This is a genomic window from Cryobacterium sp. Y29 (assembly GCF_002929825.1).
Classification (GTDB): Bacteria; Actinomycetota; Actinomycetes; order Actinomycetales; family Microbacteriaceae; genus Cryobacterium.
The window spans coordinates 47884-60752 of sequence record NZ_PJJN01000032.1 but is presented as its reverse complement, the minus strand read 5'-3'; the positions used below and the strand labels follow the sequence as shown (position 1 = coordinate 60752).

Here is a 12869-nt window from a genome sequence, read left to right as displayed (position 1 = left end):
GATTGGTTTCATGACAACGACGGTGGCCATCATTGGAGCGACGGGCAAGATGGGCCGCTTGGTTTCCGACCTGATCGCCCGAACCGAGGGCTTCGAGGTCGTCGCCCGCCTCGATTCCCACAGCGAGCTGAGCGAGATGCTCGACGCGCAGATCGCCGTTGACCTGACCCGGCCCGACGTGAGCCGTAACGTCGTCGAATTTGCGACCGGGCACGGTCTGCAGGTGCTCGTAGGCACTTCGGGCTGGACCCAGGACGGTATTGATTCTCTCGCCCGGCGTCTCACCGGCCGGGAGGACACCGGCGTCATCATTATTCCGAACTTCTCGATCGGATCGGTGCTCGCAACGGCCTTCGCGGCCCTCGCTGCCCGGTTCTACGACTCCATCGAAATTGTCGAGGCTCACCAGCCGTCGAAGGTTGATTCGCCGTCGGGCACGGCGGTGCGAACCGCCGAACTGATCGGCCGGGCGCGCGCTGAACTCGGCCCGGTTTCGGCGCCGCACACTGATCAGCGTGCCCGCGGCCAGCAAGTTGCGAGCGTGCCCGTGCACAGTCTGCGCCTGTCCGGACTCCTGGCCCGGCAAGACGTCCTTCTCGGCGGCACCGGCGAAACCCTCACGATCAGCCACAACACCCTGTCACCGAGCGCTTATGAAAGTGGCATCCTGCTTGCCCTCGAGGCCGCGCGAACCGCTCGAGGTGTATCGGTCGGCCTCGACCAAATCGTCGACCTGGGATTCACTATGGCCGCCAGCGAAGGAGCCTCCCAGTGAAGGGCAAGATCGCTGTCGTTGTCATGGCGGTCTTGCTCGTCTTCTACCTGGTGTCGGTCGGCGTACGCGCGGTGCTGTTCATCCAGAGCGGGGAGCCGGTCGGCATCGCCATCGGCCTTGCCCTTCTCATCCTGCCGCTGATTGGTTTCTGGGCTCTGGCGCGCGAAGTGGTGTTCGGTATCCGCTCGGAACGCCTGGTGCGCGAGCTCGAAAGGCTGGGCGGTCTTCCTGCCGCCGATTTGGCGGTTCGGCCGAGTGGTCGTCCCTACCGGGATGCTGCCGACGAGCAGTTTCCGGCCGCGCAGGCCAACGTCGAAGCCGATCCAGAGAACTGGCACGCTTGGCTGCGCCTCGGCCTCGCCTACGACGCCGCCGGCGATCGCAAGCGCGCGCGGGGGGCGATCCGCACCGCGATCAGCCTCGAACGCACCCCGAAGTAGCCGCAGGCTACGGCTGCCGAAGCATCCAGGCGACCGCTGTTGCTGGCGTTCGCTGAGCAAACTCGAACCCGTCATCCAAAAGTTTCTGGGCGCTGACCTGCTGGTCTGCGAGCAGTAGTTGGCGGGCGGCGTCCTGCAACAGCAGCGTCAAGATTTGCTGGGGCACCGGTAGGAAAAACGGTCGGTGCAGCGCAGTCGCCACGGCCTTGACGATGTCGTTCGCTGTAGCAGCGGATGGCCCGACGAGATTGACCGGGCCGGAGAGCGTCGAGGTGAGCAGATGCAGGATGGCCGCAGCCTCGTCGTGCAAGCTCACCCAGGCCCAGTGCTGATTCCCGCCGCCGAGTGGTCCGGCGAGACCGAGTTTGGCCAGGGGCAGAAGCGGTTTCAATGCGCCGCCCTTGGCGAGTACGAGGCCGGTGCGTAACGTGACCACCCGGGTCGGTTCCGGAGCGAGCTGGGCAGCTACCTCCCATTGAGTGACGACGTCGGCCAGAAAATCGGTTCCGGCCGTGGATGTCTCGCTCAGGATTTCCCCGGGCCGATTGCCGTACACGCCCACTGCGGAACCGTTGAGCAGAACCGTCGGGGGAGTGGCGGCGTTCCCGAGCGCGTTGGTGATCGTGCGGGTGGCGGACAGGCGCGAGTTCAGGATTTCCTGGCGATAGCCAGGCGTCCACGGCAGTCGCGCCAGTGAAGCGCCCGAGAGGTTGACGACAGCGTCCATGTCGTCCAGAACGTGAGCGTCGAGGGCATGGGCAGACGGGTCCCACCGAATCTCGTTCTTGCCGAGGGCTTCGCGCCGGACCAGGCGCACGGGAGTGTGGCCGGCCCCGACCAACTGCCGGCTGAGTTCCCGGCCGATGAGGCCGGACGCGCCGGCAATCAGAACGCGCACGCCGGTGCCCTAAGCGAGCTCTGCTTCGATGGTGATCGGGATGCCCGCGAGCGCTTTCGACACCGGGCAGTTGGCCTTGGCATCCTGGGCGAACACCTCGAACTCGGCTTCGGTCAGGCCGGGAATCTTGGCACTGACCAGCAGGTGACTTCCGATAACGCCGGTGCCGGCGGCGAAAGTCACGGCGGCGGTGGCCTGGATGCTCTCCGGAGTGTGGCCGGCCGCACCGAGAGCGTTGGCGAGGGCCATCGAGAAGCAGGCGGCGTGGGCGGCGCCAAGCAGTTCCTCCGGGTTGGTCGTGTTCGACACACCCTCAGCGCGGGCCTTCCAATTCACCGAGAACACGGCGGCGTGCGAGGAGTCGAGGGTGACGGTACCGGTACCGGTGGGAAGATCGCCGGTCCATACTGAGGTTGCTTCACTCGTGAGCGTCGTGGGCATGTTGTTACCTCCAGGTGATTGAATACCACCCTAACCGTCCGACCTGCACCGCGAACGCCTGCCGTCTGGGAATTACCTGAGAGCCAGCAGACACGTCAGGGCAGCATGAGATCCAATCTGCCAAGCGTGTCCCGGTCGGGTCGGAGACAGCGGCTCAGACGTTCTGGGCGGCTCTGCCACCGCGGTTGAGCACGCCGGACCGCAGGAGCAGCAGGTAGATCTGGCAGCCGAGGCAGTAGTCGAAGACCGCGTTCAGAAAGGCAGCGACGAACGCAGCGGCCGCAGCGATTCCGACAGCGCCCGGTACACCGGCCAGGCCCAGAATGAGTCCGACCAGGGTCACCGCCAGGCCCACACCCTGCGCGAAGGTGGGCGGGGCCGCGTCTTCGAGTTCAGTCGGAGGGGCGAGGCGCGGCCGCACGAATTTCTTGAACAGGGCGCCGTATGGATGCCGGCCGGCGCCGGCCAATGCACCCCACGCGAATAACGCGGTGATCGCTGCCAACAGGGCCAGCGCCGCAGCGGATGCTCCGGTCAGCGACATGAACACGACCAGGAGCAACAGCACGGCCGTCAGACCTGCGCCGAATCGGGGTCCGCGCGGATCGAGCCGGGCGCGAGGTGTCTTAGACATGAGAGCTCCCGAGTGTGCTGCTGGATGTGGTGTTCCGTGCGATGGAATCAAGGGTTGTACCGATGTCGGCCCGAGTGGGAGCGCCGCCCACGCGCGCCTGCACCCGACCGGCCCCGTCCAGAATCAGGGTCGTTGGGGTTTGCAGAACGGCGTACCGTTTGGCCAGGTCGGGGCGGTTGGTGAGATCCACTTCCACGTGCACCACCCCAGGGCGTTGCTCGGCCACAGCGCGCAGCAGGCGGCGGGTGCCCGGGCAGCGAGCGCACAACTCGGTCGAAAACTGCAGCAGGGTGGCGGCGGGGCCGAAGGCGACCGTGGCGGCAACATCCGCTGGAGTGATGACGTCGCCAAAAACATGGGCCACTCGTCCCTGACGGGCTCGTAAAACGAGGCCCAGAACGGTCGTAGCAGCCAACAGCGCGAACAGGAGTCCGATCGCTTCGAATGAGTTCATGGTATTGACGCTACGTGCGCGCAGCCCTGTTCGGGGGACTGTGACGACACATTACGATGGCGCGCGGGCGCGCCGACCGGCAGACCGGCTAGCCTGAAGCGGTGTCTGAAATTGAATTTCGATCTGAAATGACCGTGGAGTTGGTGCGTGCAAACGCTCACGATTCCGACGTGCTGTTCGCCGCGCGGGTGTCGACCCTGGGGGAGCAGACCCTCGAGCACAGCCAGCTCGACGGTTCAGAGAGCGAGGCCGACGAGAAGCGTGATCGCGGGCTGATCAACTACCTCATGCGTGACCGGCACGGTTCGCCGTTCGAACACAACTCACTGACGTTCTACGTGCGCGCCCCCATTTTCGTCTTCCGCGAATTCATGCGGCACCGCATCGCCAGTTACAACGAAGAGTCCGGCCGCTACCGGGAGCTGGGCCCGGTGTTCTACGTGCCGTCCGCCGAACGTAACCTTGTGCAGGTCGGCAAGCCCGGTGCCTTCAACTTTCTGCCCGGCACCGCCGAGCAGATCGCGCTCGTGCAGCAGCAGACCCGCGCCGCCGCGATCCACGCATACGAGGCCTACCAGCGGATGCTCGAAGCCGGCGTCGCGCGCGAGGTCGCCCGCATCGTGCTGCCGGTGAACATCTACTCCTCGATGTATGTCACGCTCAACGCGCGCTCACTGATGAACTTCCTCAGCCTGCGCACCAAGCGGGAGGGCTCGTCATTTCCGTCGTTCCCCCAGCGCGAGATTGAAATGTGCGCCGAGCAGATGGAAACCCATTTCGAAAAGCTCATGCCCTTCACTTACGCCGCCTTCAATGTGAACGGCCGCGTGGCCCCGTAGTCTGCAGTGCGGAGAGAGACGATAGCCTGTAGACCGTGTCTACCTCTACGAATCCCTTTGGCCAGGTGCTGGTCGCCCTGGTCACCCCGTTTACCTTTGATGGCGAAGTGGACTGGGCTGGGGTGGAGAAGCACATCGACGACGTCATCAACGCCGGCGCCGATGGCATCGTCGTCACGGGCACGACCGGTGAAACGAGCACCCTGACCGACCCGGAAAAGATCCGTCTGGTCGAGGTGGGCAAGTCGGTTGCCAACGGCCGTGCCAAGATCATCACCGGCGGTGGCTCCAACGAGACCGCGCACGCCATGCAGCTGGCCCGCCAGAGCGAGAAGGCCGGCGCCGACGGCAACATGATCGTCACCCCGTACTACAACAAGCCCACCCAGGCGGGCATCCTGACCCACTTCCGCATGATCGCCGATGCCACTGACCTTCCCGTCATCCTCTACGACATCCCCGGGCGCACCGGAGTCGCGATCGCCTACGAGACCATTCTTCGTGCAGCCAAGCACCCCAACATTCTCGCCATGAAGGACGCCAAAGGCGACTTCGCCCAGGTCAGCCGGGTGCTCAACCAGACCGACCTCCTGTACTTCTCCGGAGATGATCCCAACGTGCTCGCGCACCTGTCGATCGGCGCCACCGGCCTCATCGGCGTGACCGGAAACATCACGGCCACCCCCTACCGGCACATGGTCGACGCCGTCAACCGGGGCGACTTGAAGGTGGCCACAACAGCGCACCAGCAGCTGGAACCGCTCGTGCGGGCCGTCATGACGCACGTTCCCGGAACTGTCGCGGTGAAGTACATCCTGCACGGCCTCGGCCGCATCGGTAGCCCGCGGGTGCGACTGCCGCTGGTTGGCCCCGAAGACTCTGAAGCCGCCCAGATCGAGGACGAACTGTCGTTGGTCCGGGACATCCCTGGCGTCGACTTTTCCAACTTCCGCCCGGACCGCAACGCGGCCGCCGGCGGATCGTTGCCCAAGGTCGCCGGCACCACCCGCTGAGCCGCTGCTCGCGTGTTCGCGGCACTCGTTGGCGTTCGGGGCATCCGTTTGTATGGGGGCTACGCACCACAACAGGTGCCGCGACCAGTTCTGCGGGACGTCCCCTCGGCCGGCCGAGCCTGTCGGGCCTGCCTGTCGCAGTCGGCTGGCGCGCTCCGCTCGCGAAACGCTAGGCTCAGCCCATCGAGCCTGACCACGTCCGGTCGGCTGTGTGGGGAGTGTCGTGAACATTGCACGCAAATGGGTCTTTCCAATTCTTCGACTCATCGTCATCGCGGCCATCGCTGTGGCCCTCGTGAAGCTCGCGTTCTACCCCGACACTCAGATTGAGAGTGACCCCGCCGAACCGACCGGGGTCATCGTCGAACCCCAGGTTCCGGTGGGACTGGGCACCATCAGCAACGACGTGACCCTGCCCGGCACGGTCAGCGCCGATCCGGCAGTCGCCGTCAAAGCCACCGCCATCGGCACGGTCGATGAGATTTTCATAGCGGCCGGCCAAATCGTGAACAAAGACGACAAGATCTACGACATTCGCGTTGAGACGATCAAGGACCCGGTCGAAACAACGGATGCCGACGGCAACGTCATCATGACCCAGCCGAAACCGGTGGTCACCTTCACCAAGGTGCTCGCCCCGATTACTGGAATCCTCAGTGCGCTCACCGTGATCCACGGCCAGAGCGTGGCCGTGGGGGATGCCACCGGGCAGGTCGCACCGCCGAGCTTCTCGGTGAGCGGAGCGCTCAGCCCCGAGCAGCAGTATCGCCTGCTGACCAAGCCGACCGAGGCATCCGTTGCGATCACGAATGGGCCGGCGCCGTTCACCTGCACCGGCCTGGCCATCACGACCCCGCTGGCTGGCGAAGCGACCGGCGGCGACGGTGCATCTGGCGGCCAGTCGACCACGGGTGGCACCACTGTCACCTGCGCGATTCCGGCCGAAGTGACCGTCTTCTCCGGTCTGGCCGCCCAGATCACGATCGCTGCCGGTCTCGCCGAAAACGTTCTCGTCGTTCCGACCACCGCCGTCACGGGCTCCGCTCAGACCGGCGTCGTCTGGTTCGTGATGCCAGACGGGGGCACCCAAGAGCGGCCGGTCACGCTCGGCATGACCGACGGCACCAACGTGCAGATCATCGACGGACTCGCCGAGGGCGACCTGATCAACCAGTTCGTTCCGGGTGCCACCGCGGTCAGCCCCGGCGGCGGGGGCTGCGATCTGCTACCCGACGGCAGCACGGCCTGCTTCGGTCCGAGCATCTCCAGCAGCGGGATCTCCAAATGACCCTGCTGCACCTTGAGGGTGTCACCCGCACCGTGCAGCTCATCGATGCGCCGCCGCTGACCATCCTCTCCGGTGTCGACCTCGACGTTGACGTCGGCGACCGGGTGTCGATTGTGGGACGATCCGGCTCGGGCAAAACCACCCTGCTGAACCTGCTCGGACTGCTCGACAACCCCACGAGCGGCACCATGCTGTTCGAAGACCGTCCGGTGCAGTCGCTGTCCTCCGGCGCCCGGGATCGGATGCGGGGCCGCGAAATTGGCTTTATTTTTCAGCAGTTCAACCTGCTACAGGGTCGAACCGCCCTCGAAAACGTGATGACTCCGCTGCTCTACGCGGATGGTCGTCAGTTCTGGCAGCGCGCTCGAATCGCCACCGAGATGCTCGAACGTGTCGGCCTCAGCGACCGGCTCGGTGCGCTGCCCGACCGACTGAGCGGCGGTGAGCAGCAGCGCGTGGCGATCGCCCGCGCTCTGGTGCGCGGTCCCCGGCTGATTCTCGCCGATGAACCCACCGGCGCCCTCGACCTCGAAACCGGTGAAACCGTGATGGACCTGATCGACCAGGTCGCCACCGAATCCGGTGCAGCCCTGGTGACGATCACGCACGATCCGGCGATCGCCGCCCGCGCCACCAGGCACCTCCGACTTGATCACGGTGTGCTGCAGGTTCGCGGTACGGTGCCCGCATGAAGCGCGTCGCGAGCAACCTGGTCGGCGCTGTGATTGAAGCCTGGCAAGAAGTGCGCATCCACAAAACCCGCGTCATGCTGTCGCTGATCGGCGTGGCCGTCGCCGTCTGCGCCATCACGACCGTGGTCGGTCTCGGCGCGGTCGCCCAGCAGGCGACCGTCGAAGCGAGCGAACGATCGGGTGGGCGCGCTGCCAGCCTCTCCCTGTTCGTGTCGATGAACGATGGTTCCACCCCGACTGAAATGTCCGAAATCTGGCGTACGGCGCTCGAACGCTACCAGATCGACTACGCCAGCCGGGTGGTCAACAACAGCCAGACGGTGCAGTTCGTCGACGGAGCCGTGCCGGTGCAGACCATCGGGGTCGACCCTCCCTACGGCACCATGCACCGCATCACCCTCGAGAAGGGCGTCTGGTTTACCGACGAGGACCAGGCCCGGCTCGCCCCAGCCGTGCTGGTCAACTCCATCTTCTGGGACCGCCTCAGCCGACCCGACCTGCGCACCCACCCGACCGTGACTCTGGTGGGCGAACGCACAACGACGGCCGTCGTAACCGGGGTCTACCCCGCCCTGTCGTGGGAGACCGAACCGGCCATGTATATGTTGGCCGATGCGCTTACCGCCATCACGCCGGTTGTCACCGACCCGAACGTGCAATTCGGACCGCCGTCCTACGAGCTGTGGGTGCCGGTCGACGTGTCCGAACAGTTGGTGACCGCGCTGCAGCGTGACGTGCAGGGTGCTCTGGGGAGTGAGGCATCCGTTCAGGTGAGTCGGCAGGACTACGCAGCGTATATGGTCGGTGACCCGTATCTTTCGCTCAAGCTCACCGTGGGCGCCATCGCCGGATTGGTGTTGTTGCTCGGAGCGCTCGGCCTGGTCAACATCGCCCTGGTCACCCTCAAGCAGCGCATTCGCGAGATCGGCATTCGGCGCAGTTTCGGGGCGACCGCCGGTCGGGTTTTCTTTGCCGTCATGATGGAGAGCGTCGTCGCGACCGTCGTCGCCGGAATTGTCGGCGTGATCGCCGCCGTGCTCATCGTCACGAGCCCGCTCGTCGAAGACTTCATCAGCCAGGGCCAGGTCACCGACTTTCCTCCGTTCCCGGTCGAAGCGGCCATCCTCGGACTGGTCTGTGCGACGGTCGTCGGCGCCCTGGCCGGGCTGATCCCCGCGCTGGTGGCGGTACGGGTGAAGGTGATCGACGCCATCCGCTATTGACAGCGAACGGATGCCGCCGCCGGGCTTTCGCCTACCGGTCACGCAGACCGTGGGCGTGGGGTCGGCCGAATGTCGGCGGTGCTTGGTAGCGTTATTTCATGGCTACGAGCACTAAGTCGAACGGGCGTGCCCGCACCCCGGCAGCGAAGGGCGCTCCGGCGCGCAAACCGGCACCCCGCAGAGCCGGCGGTACCGCCGCTCAAAAAACCGTCAAGTTCATCGCCACCGACGTGAAACCGAGCGTGGGTGCACGTGCCTGGATGGGCCTCGCTCATCTCACCGGTGGAGCCGCCCGTGCCCTCGGCCCCGAAAAGCTCGCGAAAGACGAGCGCCGCGACGGACTGCCGTTCTTTCTCGTTCTGCTCGCCATCTCCGGCGCCATCGTCGAATGGTTCCTCATCAATGATTTCGTCGCCCAGCAGCTCGACGCGTATACCTTCGGTGGCCTCTTCGGCCGGGTAGCCTTCGCCCTGCCGGTCATTCTGCTGCTGTTTTCGGTCTGGCTGTTTCGCAAACCCAGTTCCGTGCACGATAACGGCCGTATCGGCATCGGGCTCAGTCTGCTGCTCGTGACTATTTCCGGGCTGTGTCACATTTTCGGCGTGCAACCACAGCCACAAGACGGCATGCCCGCTCTCGCACTGGCCGGCGGTGTTATCGGCTGGATGATTGCCGCCCCGCTGATCATGCTGACCACATCGATCGGTGCCACGATCGTCGTTATTCTGCTGTTGTTGCTGAGCTTGTTCATCATCACCAAAACCCCGCCGAACCGGGTCGGTCAGCGCACCCGCGAGCTGTACGACTGGCTGTTCGGTGCTGAACTCACCGACGACGAAGTTCGAGCGGCCGAGAAGACGGCCAAGGGGGGCAAGCCGGGCAAGACCGCGCAGGTTGAGCTCGACGGCGTCGACGACGACGAGTCCGAGGGCGCACTGCCGTGGTGGCGCCGCAACAACAGCAAACGCGAGGAAGACCCCGACTTCGGCAGCGCTTTATCGACCGAATCCAAACCTGGTCCGGTTGAGGCCGACCCGCTCAGCGTGCTGCTCGGCGGCAACCAGGCGCGCGGTGGTTTTGACAGCGCCATCGAACCCGAGGTCACCGACCACACCGCGCCGCCCGAACGCGACCATTACGGCACGGAGGTGCTCGAAGACCTGCGCAAGGCCGAGCTCGCCGTCAAGCGGTTCACCGGCGAGGTTGACCTTGGCACCGGGCCGCCCACCGGCCTGCGCTCCGACGATCCGTCCGGGCACACTGAGGTTCTTCCCGGCTTCGACGACGTCTTCCCGGAATTGAGCCAGCCAGTGGATGCCGAGGGCGCTGCCCTCCCGCCGCTCGCTTCCGTCGACCCCCACCCGGCCATTCCCTATCTCGTACCTGCGGCAGCCACTCTCACCGCCGGCCCGCCGGCCAAGGCCCGCTCGGCCGCCAACGATGACGTCGTCAAGTCGATCACCGAGGTGCTGCGCCAGTTCTCGGTCGATGCGAAGGTCACCGGATTCTCCCGTGGTCCGACGGTCACCCAGTACGAGATCGAACTCGGCCCCGGCGTCAAGGTCGAGCGGGTGACCGCGCTGAGCAAGAACCTCTCCTACGCGGTCGCCTCGAACGAGGTGCGCATTCTTTCGCCTATTCCCGGCAAGAGTGCCATCGGCATCGAGATTCCCAATACCGACCGTGAGATCGTGACCCTCGGAGACGTATTGCGATCGAGCACCGCCACCAATGCCACTCACCCGATGACCATCGGTGTCGGTAAGGACGTCGGCGGCGGTTTCGTTATCGCCAACCTCGCGAAGATGCCCCACCTGCTCGTGGCCGGTTCGACCGGCTCCGGCAAGTCGAGCTTCGTCAACTCCATGATCACGAGCCTGCTCATGCGCGCAAAGCCAAGTGACGTGCGCATGGTGCTCATCGACCCGAAACGGGTCGAGCTCGCCGCCTATGCCGGCGTGCCGCACCTCATCACCCCCATCATCACGAACCCGAAGAAAGCGGCGGAAGCGCTGCAATGGGTCGTGAAAGAGATGGACATGCGTTACGACGACCTTGCGAGCTTTGGCTTTCGCCACATCGACGACTTCAACAAGGCCGTCATCAACGGCGAGCTCGTGCTGCCGGTCGGCAGCGAACGAAAGCTCAAGCCCTACCCCTACCTGCTGGTCGTCGTCGATGAGTTGGCGGACCTCATGATGGTCGCCCCGCGCGACGTTGAAGACTCCATCGTGCGTATCACCCAACTGGCCCGCGCGTCCGGAATCCACCTCGTACTCGCCACTCAGCGGCCGAGTGTCGACGTGGTCACCGGGCTGATCAAGGCCAACGTGCCGTCACGGCTCGCCTTCGCCGTCACGAGCGTCACCGACTCGCGGGTCATTCTCGACCAGCCCGGCGCCGACAAACTCATCGGCCAGGGTGATGCGCTGTTCCTGCCGATGGGCGCCTCCAAAGCCGTGCGTGTGCAGGGCGCCTGGGTCACCGAAGACGAGATCGAGAAGGTCGTCAGGCATGTCACCATGCAGGCTCGGCCGGACTACCGGCCCGATGTCTCCATGGTCGCCCCGCGCAAAGAAATCGACTCTGATATCGGTGACGACCTCGAGGTGCTCCTGGCCGCGGCTGAACTCGTCGTCTCGACCCAGTTCGGGTCGACCTCGATGCTGCAGCGCAAGCTGCGGGTCGGTTTCGCCAAGGCCGGCCGCCTGATGGACCTGCTCGAATCCCGCGAAATTGTCGGCCCATCCGAAGGCTCCAAGGCGCGTGACGTGCTGGTGAATGCTGAACAGTTGCCGAGCGTTCTGGCCCGTTTGCGCGGCTCCGACGACGAGCAGCACGCTTTGAAGGCAGAGTCCGGGCAATCCCGTGCCGACTCAGCGCCCGACCCACGCTATGCCGACGACCCGGTAGAGAAAATGTCACAGGGGTATCCTGAGGTAGACGGCGCCGAAGATGACGAGGATGCCTGGAAACTAACCGGCAGGGACTGAACCATGGCATTACCGCACGAATCCGTCTCCCGCCCCAGCAACTGGAACGTTCCCAACCTGATCACGGTCGTGCGCATCCTGCTGGCTCCGGTCTTCGTCTGGATGCTGCTGGCCGACAATAGTGCCCATGACGCTCTGCGCTGGGCCGCCGCCGTGTTGTTCATCATCGCGATCGCCACCGACGGCATCGACGGCATGATCGCCCGGCGACACAATCTGGTGACTGACCTCGGTAAGATTCTGGATCCGATCGCCGACAAGATCCTCACCGGTGGAGCGTTGGTCTGCCTGTCCATCCTCGGTGAGTTGCCCTGGTGGGTGACCATCGTCATCCTCGTGCGCGAAATCGGCATCACAGTGTTTCGGTTCGTCATGCTGCGCGACCGGGTCATTCCGGCCAGCCGCGGCGGCAAGCTCAAGACCATTGCCCAGTCCGTGGCTATCTCGCTGGCGCTGTTGCCGTTCTGGCTGGTCTTCGGCGAATGGGTGCACTGGGTCAACACGGCCACCATGACCATCGCTCTGGTACTCACCGTGGTCTCCGGCGTTGACTACCTGATCTCCGCCTGGCGCCTGCGAAAGCATAACCTTGCCTGACGCGGTGCACTCGATGGCAGCGGATTCGATGGCAGCGGATTCGATGGCAGCGGATGCGACGGCCGAGCTGATTGCGGAACTCACTGCCCGTCATTTCACGATCGCCGTCGCCGAATCACTCACCGGAGGGTTGCTCGTGGCCGAACTCGTTCGTATCCCCGGCGCATCCAAAGTGGTTCGTGGAGGAGTGGTCGCTTACGACAGCGCAGTGAAGCGCGACCTGCTCCAGGTCGACAGTAGTGTGCTCAACGTGCACGGCCCAGTGCACGCCGACGTTGCAAAGCAGATGGCGAGTGGCGTGCGTACCCTGCTCGCGGTAAACGGCGTGCGCGCCGATATCGGCGTGTCGACGACGGGTGTCGCCGGGCCGGGCCCCGACGGTGGACACCCAGCCGGAACGGTGTTCATCGGCCTGTCAAAAGGCACCGGTTCCTGGTCCGTGCCGCTGCATCTAAACGGCGATCGGGCCGAGATTCGCGCCGAAACCGTCCGTCAGGCGATTGATGCTGTGCGTGCGCTGATAGCGGAGGGTGACCCGGAATAGTTACTGTTACGGGCTGGTTACATCGAAGACATTCACAA

14 protein-coding genes are annotated in these 12869 nt (G+C 64.9%); 10 read left to right on the top strand and 4 right to left on the bottom strand.

The annotated features are described in order from the left end of the window. Nucleotides 1-10: 10 nt before the first annotated feature. Together dapB and CXY74_RS08270 are read left to right on the top strand one after the other, a co-directional pair. A complete protein-coding gene (dapB, locus tag CXY74_RS08275; protein WP_104200004.1) occupies nucleotides 11-775 on the top strand; it encodes a 4-hydroxy-tetrahydrodipicolinate reductase in 765 nt (254 codons plus the stop codon). After that, the gene (locus CXY74_RS08270; RefSeq protein ID WP_104200003.1) at nucleotides 772-1215 is read left to right on the top strand and encodes a hypothetical protein; all 444 of its coding nucleotides are present in this window, start codon (nucleotides 772-774) and stop codon (nucleotides 1213-1215) included. The genes dapB and CXY74_RS08270 overlap by 4 nt, the downstream gene beginning before the upstream one ends. A gap of 7 nt (nucleotides 1216-1222) precedes the next feature. Here CXY74_RS08270 and CXY74_RS08265 read toward each other — a convergent pair whose 3' ends face one another. The 4 genes from CXY74_RS08265 to CXY74_RS08250 form a co-directional block, all read right to left on the bottom strand. Further along, on the bottom strand, nucleotides 1223-2113 hold the full coding sequence (locus CXY74_RS08265; protein WP_104200002.1) for a TIGR01777 family oxidoreductase: 891 nt from the start codon (nucleotides 2111-2113) through the stop codon (nucleotides 1223-1225). 9 nt (nucleotides 2114-2122) lie between these two features. Further along, complete coding sequence (locus CXY74_RS08260) at nucleotides 2123-2554, bottom strand: OsmC family peroxiredoxin (protein ID WP_104200001.1); 432 nt, start codon at nucleotides 2552-2554, stop codon at nucleotides 2123-2125. Between the two features lie 154 nt (nucleotides 2555-2708). Continuing rightward, nucleotides 2709-3188, bottom strand: coding sequence for a DUF4395 domain-containing protein (locus CXY74_RS08255; protein WP_104200000.1), 480 nt, complete (start codon nucleotides 3186-3188; stop codon nucleotides 2709-2711). Beyond that, nucleotides 3181-3642, bottom strand: a complete 462-nt coding sequence (locus tag CXY74_RS08250; protein ID WP_104199999.1) for a thioredoxin family protein — start codon at nucleotides 3640-3642, stop codon at nucleotides 3181-3183. Before CXY74_RS08250 ends, CXY74_RS08255 begins: the two co-directional genes overlap by 8 nt. Before the next feature lie 128 nt (nucleotides 3643-3770). Here CXY74_RS08250 and thyX point away from each other — a divergent pair, with 128 nt between their 5' ends. From thyX to CXY74_RS08210, 8 genes are all read left to right on the top strand, one after another. Further along, nucleotides 3771-4481 (top strand): FAD-dependent thymidylate synthase, encoded by a 711-nt coding sequence (gene thyX, locus CXY74_RS08245; RefSeq protein WP_104199998.1) that lies wholly within the window; start codon nucleotides 3771-3773, stop codon nucleotides 4479-4481. A 35-nt stretch (nucleotides 4482-4516) separates the two neighbouring features. Continuing rightward, nucleotides 4517-5494 carry a 4-hydroxy-tetrahydrodipicolinate synthase gene (dapA, locus tag CXY74_RS08240; protein ID WP_104199997.1) on the top strand — a complete coding sequence of 326 codons (978 nt, stop codon included), beginning with the start codon at nucleotides 4517-4519 and terminating at the stop codon, nucleotides 5492-5494. A gap of 223 nt (nucleotides 5495-5717) precedes the next feature. Continuing rightward, nucleotides 5718-6782, top strand: coding sequence for an efflux RND transporter periplasmic adaptor subunit (locus CXY74_RS08235; protein WP_199183174.1), 1065 nt, complete (start codon nucleotides 5718-5720; stop codon nucleotides 6780-6782). After that, complete coding sequence (locus CXY74_RS08230; RefSeq protein WP_104199996.1) at nucleotides 6779-7474, top strand: ABC transporter ATP-binding protein; 696 nt, start codon at nucleotides 6779-6781, stop codon at nucleotides 7472-7474. Before CXY74_RS08235 ends, CXY74_RS08230 begins: the two co-directional genes overlap by 4 nt. After that, nucleotides 7471-8697: an ABC transporter permease gene (locus CXY74_RS08225; RefSeq protein ID WP_104199995.1), complete on the top strand. Its 1227-nt coding sequence runs from the start codon at nucleotides 7471-7473 to the stop codon at nucleotides 8695-8697. Before CXY74_RS08230 ends, CXY74_RS08225 begins: the two co-directional genes overlap by 4 nt. A gap of 98 nt (nucleotides 8698-8795) precedes the next feature. Beyond that, nucleotides 8796-11690, top strand: coding sequence for a DNA translocase FtsK (locus CXY74_RS08220; RefSeq protein ID WP_104199994.1), 2895 nt, complete (start codon nucleotides 8796-8798; stop codon nucleotides 11688-11690). 3 nt (nucleotides 11691-11693) lie between these two features. Then, nucleotides 11694-12287 carry a CDP-diacylglycerol--glycerol-3-phosphate 3-phosphatidyltransferase gene (pgsA, locus tag CXY74_RS08215; RefSeq protein WP_104199993.1) on the top strand — a complete coding sequence of 198 codons (594 nt, stop codon included), beginning with the start codon at nucleotides 11694-11696 and terminating at the stop codon, nucleotides 12285-12287. A gap of 13 nt (nucleotides 12288-12300) precedes the next feature. Beyond that, nucleotides 12301-12831, top strand: a complete 531-nt coding sequence (locus CXY74_RS08210; protein WP_233193288.1) for a CinA family protein — start codon at nucleotides 12301-12303, stop codon at nucleotides 12829-12831. Nucleotides 12832-12869 lie beyond the last annotated feature (38 nt).

Excerpts from the sequence above, each read along its gene's own strand:
- CXY74_RS08225 (WP_104199995.1), top strand. The coding sequence starts at position 7,471 with ATGAAGCGCGTCGCGAGCAACCTGGTCGGCGCTGTGATTGAAGCCTGG.
- CXY74_RS08260 (WP_104200001.1), bottom strand. The coding sequence starts at position 2,554 with ATGCCCACGACGCTCACGAGTGAAGCAACCTCAGTATGGACCGGCGAT.
- CXY74_RS08255 (WP_104200000.1), bottom strand. The coding sequence starts at position 3,188 with ATGTCTAAGACACCTCGCGCCCGGCTCGATCCGCGCGGACCCCGATTC.
- pgsA (WP_104199993.1), top strand. The coding sequence starts at position 11,694 with ATGGCATTACCGCACGAATCCGTCTCCCGCCCCAGCAACTGGAACGTT.
- CXY74_RS08250 (WP_104199999.1), bottom strand. The coding sequence starts at position 3,642 with ATGAACTCATTCGAAGCGATCGGACTCCTGTTCGCGCTGTTGGCTGCT.
- CXY74_RS08230 (WP_104199996.1), top strand. The coding sequence starts at position 6,779 with ATGACCCTGCTGCACCTTGAGGGTGTCACCCGCACCGTGCAGCTCATC.
- thyX (WP_104199998.1), top strand. The coding sequence starts at position 3,771 with ATGACCGTGGAGTTGGTGCGTGCAAACGCTCACGATTCCGACGTGCTG.
- dapB (WP_104200004.1), top strand. The coding sequence starts at position 11 with ATGACAACGACGGTGGCCATCATTGGAGCGACGGGCAAGATGGGCCGC.
- CXY74_RS08210 (WP_233193288.1), top strand. The coding sequence starts at position 12,301 with ATGGCAGCGGATTCGATGGCAGCGGATTCGATGGCAGCGGATGCGACG.
- CXY74_RS08220 (WP_104199994.1), top strand. The coding sequence starts at position 8,796 with ATGGCTACGAGCACTAAGTCGAACGGGCGTGCCCGCACCCCGGCAGCG.